Raw genomic sequence first — 5,560 nt, 5'->3', positions numbered from 1 at the left:
TTCAGCGAACGTTGCTGAGTTCATCAAAAGCCATGACATAAAGCCAGAATCAAAAAATTATTATGTGATCAGATTTCTTTTCTGCTCAAACTGCTCTTCAATTTTTGAACTCAAAAAATTGACAATAGGCTGCAAAGCATAATGCTCCTCTTGCCAATTTTGTTTGCCGATTTCCCCTCTATATTCCTGTATAAGTCGCTGCAATACGAATTTCTGCTCATCAGAAAGCTGAGACATAACCCATCGTGCAGCATTGTCTTTTGAAGCAATATCCTTCATCACTAAACTAAAATAGATCCGGCATAAAGCTAAAATCTGGTTTCTTTCATCTGCATCCTCATCCCAATGCGCTACAATTTCGGGATAAGTGTCAGACATTGCTTGCCATAGTTCTTGATCAGAAATTTCAGGTGCCCATTGGTTTAAAGCTGGCCCAAATAAAACTGTATGATGAGATCTCGCTTTTCTAAGCAATATACTAATATCTGGGTCTTTCTGTGAGCTCAATATTCCACCTTCTTTAAGCTCTTCACGCAGCCATTCACCAAATTGCATTTCATAACTTAAAGGATAAATTCCAGACTGAATCTCATCTTTTAATAAAATAGTAACTTCTAATGGCCTTTGTAATTCCCCAACAGGCTGTGAAATTTTTAGTAATTCTTGTGCAAGCTGCTCACGTAAAGCAGAAGTTAATGGTTGAGTGACCACGACCAGTACATCAAGATCACTTTCTGGCCCTAAACCACCGTCAACAGCTGAACCATAAAGATAAATTGCAAATAATGATTCCGCTAAAAGCTGCTGTAATTTTTCTTGTAGATATTCTAACTGAATTAAATCAGGCATCACTCACTCCTTTAATGGAAGATTAAATAATTCTCTATCTCGATTTTCGGTTAAGTATTTATCGAGTTGAGCCATTAACTTTTCATGAGCAACAGTGTCATTTTCGACGATTTTTAACATACAAGAGCCGATTAAAATCTTACGTCTTGTATCATTCTTTCGTTCTAACTCTTTTTGCTTAGAACGTTCACGAGCTACAGCAGCTTGTTTTTGAGCTTTTAACTGTTTTAACCGCTCTTGTTGCTTAGAAATTTGTTGTTCCAATGACTCAATTTTCATCTTTAACATACCTTTCAAATAGAGGAAATCCCCCTAAATCATAAGCGCACTTGAACATTGCTTTCAAGTTGCTATATGATTGTTGTGGGTTTTCCCGAAGGGCGCACTTTCCCAAACTAAAGTTTGGAGTGCGTAAGGGGACACCCCTTAACCCCGAAAAAAAATTTTCAATTTTTTTTTAAAAACACTTGTCAATGGGACTTTACATCGTGGCTATTTTTCACTTTTCAGTAAAAAATATTAGTCGATCAGATGGTCGAAGTGCTGTTGCGTGTGCTGCATATAGATCAGGGGAAAAATTGAAAGATGAACGCTATGGAAAAGAGCAGGATTACACGAAGAAAACAGGCATAGAATTTAAAAATATCTATGCGCCTGAAAACACCAAAAAAGAATTATTAGATCGGGAAACGCTTTGGAATACGGTCGAAACCATTGAAACTAGAAAAAACTCTCAATTATCAAGAGAATTTGAAGTTGCATTTCCTTGTGAATTAAACCAAGAACAACGAGAGAAGATGCTCAATGAGCTATGCGGAAAAATTGTAGAACGTCATAAGGTCGTTGTTGATGCAGTCATTCATGCCCCACATACCGCAGGCGGAAGTGATGACCGCAACTATCACGCCCACATCATGCTCACTACACGCAGCATTAACCAACAAGGCGACCTTGATAAAAAAACGAGAGAATTTAACGACAACGGCAAACAAGAAGTCGAACACTGGAGACAACAGTTTGCGGAACTCTGCAATCAATTTCTTGAACAGGTTGGCAGCCATGAGCGTGTCGATCACCGCAGCTACAAAGAGCAAGGTTTAGATTTAGAAGCCACACAGCATGAGGGTTCTACAATTACCCAACTTCGCAGACAGGGCAAGGACACTGAAATCAGTTTAAGTAACGATGCGATTAAGGCTAGAAATACAGAACGCCAATTAATTAAAGGACTTGAGCAAGAAATTTTAGCCACAGAACGCCTTGTTCATGACTTGGAACAGACCAGGGAAAATTTAGACCAGGAACAACGCCAAAAAGAAAAAGACCAGGAACAACGTTCCCCTGAAGAATTAACCAAAATTGCATATAGCGTTATTTCGCAATATAACGACGCTATAGCCACAGAAGCGAAAAACATAGCGTCATCTATCCAAAAAACAGAAATCGAGCAAATAAACGCTGTTTTGGAGCAAATAGAGCTATCTAAAAGCGATATTAAACACCAAAAAGAAGAACTAGGAAAAAGACCCCTGTTTTTTGGCGGAAAATGGGATACAGCAAATGCTGAAATTCAGAAGCAGTTGAACCAGCTGGAAGAACAAGAACGAGAATTGAGGAATAACTCCCCTCGATTTGAGCCTGAACGCTATACAGATCGGGCAAAACTGACTGTAAACAAGGCTAATCCAAACCTAAAAGCTAAATATGACCGAGCAAGAAATTATCTTGAGCGAGAACAACAACGGAAGTTAGCCGAACAGGAAAAACGAAAACAAGAAGCCAAAGCCATACAAGAACAAGAAAAACAGGCATTTTTTGCACGTAAAGCCTTGCGTGAACAAGGTAAGCATGAAGAAGCCAACAAGATGCTTGAAGCCGAAAAGCGGAATAGACCACGTTCAAGATAGGTATATCTATGGTGCAAAATATATGATTTTGCACCATAGATATACCTATTCTTTTTGGTGTTTATTAAAATTATCTAAACAATACATGGTTTTACAGAGCGAGTGTCTACGAGCGAACTAGCAATATTCGACCCTCGACCCTCTGAAAAACCGCTTTTAAATGACTTGAACCCTAGAAAATCTATATTTTCATGTTGAAATCTGCACCTAGACCGAGCGAAGCGAGCATAAAGCCTTATGAGCGAAGCGAATTCATAGTTGCTTTTGCTTTTAGATTTCACAAACAGGATTAACCGAAAAATTGCCCCTCGAAGCGAGCTTGCGAGCTTCAATAAAGTACGAGCTTTAGCGAGTACATAGGGCAATTTTGACCCCTCCCCTCTTTTTTAATTTTTTTATTTTTTTTAATTTTTAGGGTGACTGAAATCCTTATATAGCAATGGTTTCAGACTTTATATAGCAACGTTTATCTTGCAATATAGCAACGTTTATCTTGCAATATAGCAACGTTTATCTTGCAATATAGCAACGTTTATCTTGCATATTACAACATTGTTATATAATGTTGCTATAACAACAAAATTCGAATAAGTTGCTATGTATGAAAAAAGACCTAGTCGTTAAGGATAATGCGCTGATCAATGCCAGTTATAATTTAGACCTTGCAGAACAACGCCTAATCCTTTTAGCAATACTGGAGGCGAGGGAGTCTAATATCCCTAGTGACCGTGATTTAACTATCCATGCAGAAAGCTACATTAACCATTTCAATGTCCATAGAAACACCGCCTACAAAGTCTTAAAGGATGCTTGCAAAAACTTGTTTGAGCGTCGCTTTAGTTACCAAAAATTAACGGCTAAAGGCAATCTTGAGAATGTTATGAGCCGATGGGTACAGCGTGTGTCCTATGTTGAAAATGAAGCCCTTGTCCGTATCAGGTTTTCAGATGATGTTGTGCCACTGATCACCAACCTAGAGAAGCATTTCACCAGTTATGAACTGGAGCAGGTAAGTAGCCTAACGAGTGCCTATGCCATACGTTTATATGAACTACTAATTGCATGGCGTAGCACTGGGAAAGTATCAATGCTTGAAACTAAGGAATTGAGGTCAAGACTTGGTGTATTGGACACAGAGCATCAACGGATGGAATCGTTTAAAAGACGAGTATTAGAGCCTGCTATTCAACAAATTAACGACCATACCGACATTAAGGCAGAATACGAGCAACATAAGCGAGGACGTTCAATCATTGGGTTTTCATTCAGCTTTAAACAGAAATCCAAGCCTAAAACAATCAACCATGAACGAGATCCAAGCACGGTTGATATGTTCTGCAACTTGTCAGACAGTCAGATAAATACTTATAGCTCAGTATTGTCTAAAGTCCACAGTATCAGCGACCTAGCAGGGAATAAGGACTATCAAGCATTTGCAATATGGATTGCCAATATTTTACGTGACCCGTCCAGTGTGCGAGAAGAAACGGCAAAACGCATATTCAAGGCATTGCGAACAGAAACAGATTTTAAAGGTTAAATGGGAGTATTACTAATGACTGATTTATCAAAACTAAGTGAAACCGAGCTATTAGCTATCTGGAATAAAGATAATTTTGGACTGAAAGGTCAACTATACAAACTAGAACAAGAGTACATCGAAGCCAAAGAAATATTGGATAACTGGCAGAATAAAGACCACCCACTTTATGAACGTCATCAAAGTTGTGTGGATGGTCTTATTACAAGGATTGAGCGTATAAAACAACAACTAAACAAATGCGAATAATCAGAAAAAATCTGTCTCGCCCTATGAGATAGTGTTTTCATCCTGATTGCTTTTAGATCGTTTTGACCGTAGCTCGTTTGCTTTATTCATCATCGAGCCAGCCATACGTCCACCAGTCGTAGAACCACTTAAACGACTACCAAGGTCACTTTTTAAAGCAGAACTCATATTCATGGCCATATTACCAGCCATAAAACCAGCTTTACCCATTGCACTCGATGGGCCTGTGCCAGTTGCTTGAGCCGTTTTAAGCTGTTCACTTGCCAACGCTCCAGCGCCTTTTGTAGCCATAGACGCACCAGCTGCACCAGCAGCAGCGCCAGCTGTCGCAGCAGCCACAGCACGTAGGGCAGAAGTTAAAGCAGCACCACTTCCAATAGATGAACCGTTAATCACACCTTGGAGCATATCAGGCACAATTTTGGTTAATGCCAGCAGTACCACACTACAGCCAATCATACCGACCAAACTTACATTGTCTTCAACATTAAAGCCCGTAGCCCACTCTTGGATAAAAGTAAGTCCAAGACCTGCAATCAATTGTAAGATAAATATTTTTGCACCGACTGAAACAGCATATTGAATAGTTTTCAAGGCATAGTCTTTCGTCCATTGCGAACCTGCAAACCCCATCATTAAGACACTAGCTGACACCACGATATACATTTCAACCAACGCCAAAACCAAGAACGCACAAATCAAGGCAAATGCAATCATGATAATGATTGAAGCAATCAGCATCCCCAATGAATCAATAGGCGACCAAGCACTTACCGAGTTTAAAATCTCTTGGACGATCTTCCAGCCGTTCACAAAAAAATCTGAGGGTGTAAGCAGACTGTAGCCACTGGCGGTAGATGCAGCCTGCCTGAAGCTATTTACAATCGCTTCAGCGAACGTTGCTGAGTTCATCAAAAGCCATGACATAAAGCCAGAATCAAAAAATTATTATGTGATCAGATTTCTTTTCTGCTCAAACTGCTCTTCAATTTTTGAACTCAAAAAATTGACAATA

7 protein-coding genes are annotated in these 5,560 nt (G+C 39.4%); 3 read left to right on the top strand and 4 right to left on the bottom strand.

Annotated features, from left to right (window positions below; translation table 11 throughout):
- Positions 1 to 60: 60 nt before the first annotated feature.
- Positions 61 to 849 (bottom strand): ANT(3'')-II family aminoglycoside nucleotidyltransferase, encoded by a 789-nt coding sequence (locus tag FTU02_RS16090; RefSeq protein ID WP_005071978.1) that lies wholly within the window; start codon positions 847 to 849, stop codon positions 61 to 63.
- Positions 850 to 852: 3 nt separating this feature from the next.
- Positions 853 to 1,128, bottom strand: a complete 276-nt coding sequence (locus FTU02_RS16085) for a hypothetical protein (protein ID WP_004919011.1) — start codon at positions 1,126 to 1,128, stop codon at positions 853 to 855.
- Between the two features lie 209 nt (positions 1,129 to 1,337).
- Here FTU02_RS16085 and mobQ point away from each other — a divergent pair, with 209 nt between their 5' ends.
- The 3 genes from mobQ (at position 1,338) to FTU02_RS16070 (ending at position 4,545) form a co-directional block, all read left to right on the top strand.
- On the top strand, positions 1,338 to 2,756 hold the full coding sequence (gene mobQ, locus FTU02_RS16080) for a MobQ family relaxase (RefSeq protein WP_065996350.1): 1,419 nt from the start codon (positions 1,338 to 1,340) through the stop codon (positions 2,754 to 2,756).
- A 601-nt stretch (positions 2,757 to 3,357) separates the two neighbouring features.
- On the top strand, positions 3,358 to 4,296 hold the full coding sequence (repM, locus tag FTU02_RS16075) for a replication initiation protein RepM (protein ID WP_065996348.1): 939 nt from the start codon (positions 3,358 to 3,360) through the stop codon (positions 4,294 to 4,296).
- A 15-nt stretch (positions 4,297 to 4,311) separates the two neighbouring features.
- Positions 4,312 to 4,545 carry a hypothetical protein gene (locus FTU02_RS16070; RefSeq protein WP_065996352.1) on the top strand — a complete coding sequence of 78 codons (234 nt, stop codon included), beginning with the start codon at positions 4,312 to 4,314 and terminating at the stop codon, positions 4,543 to 4,545.
- 21 nt (positions 4,546 to 4,566) lie between these two features.
- Here FTU02_RS16070 and trbL read toward each other — a convergent pair whose 3' ends face one another.
- Positions 4,567 to 5,472, bottom strand: coding sequence for a P-type conjugative transfer protein TrbL (trbL, locus tag FTU02_RS16065; protein ID WP_204832353.1), 906 nt, complete (start codon positions 5,470 to 5,472; stop codon positions 4,567 to 4,569).
- A 21-nt stretch (positions 5,473 to 5,493) separates the two neighbouring features.
- Positions 5,494 to 5,560 (bottom strand): hypothetical protein (locus tag FTU02_RS16550; RefSeq protein ID WP_373684286.1); only part of this gene is annotated, 67 nt, incomplete at its 5' end.

It is taken from the genome of Acinetobacter sp. YH12045 (genome assembly GCF_013419925.1).
In the GTDB taxonomy this organism is placed as follows: Bacteria; Pseudomonadota; Gammaproteobacteria; order Pseudomonadales; family Moraxellaceae; genus Acinetobacter; species Acinetobacter amyesii.
This window is presented reverse-complemented; position numbering and strand designations above follow the sequence as displayed.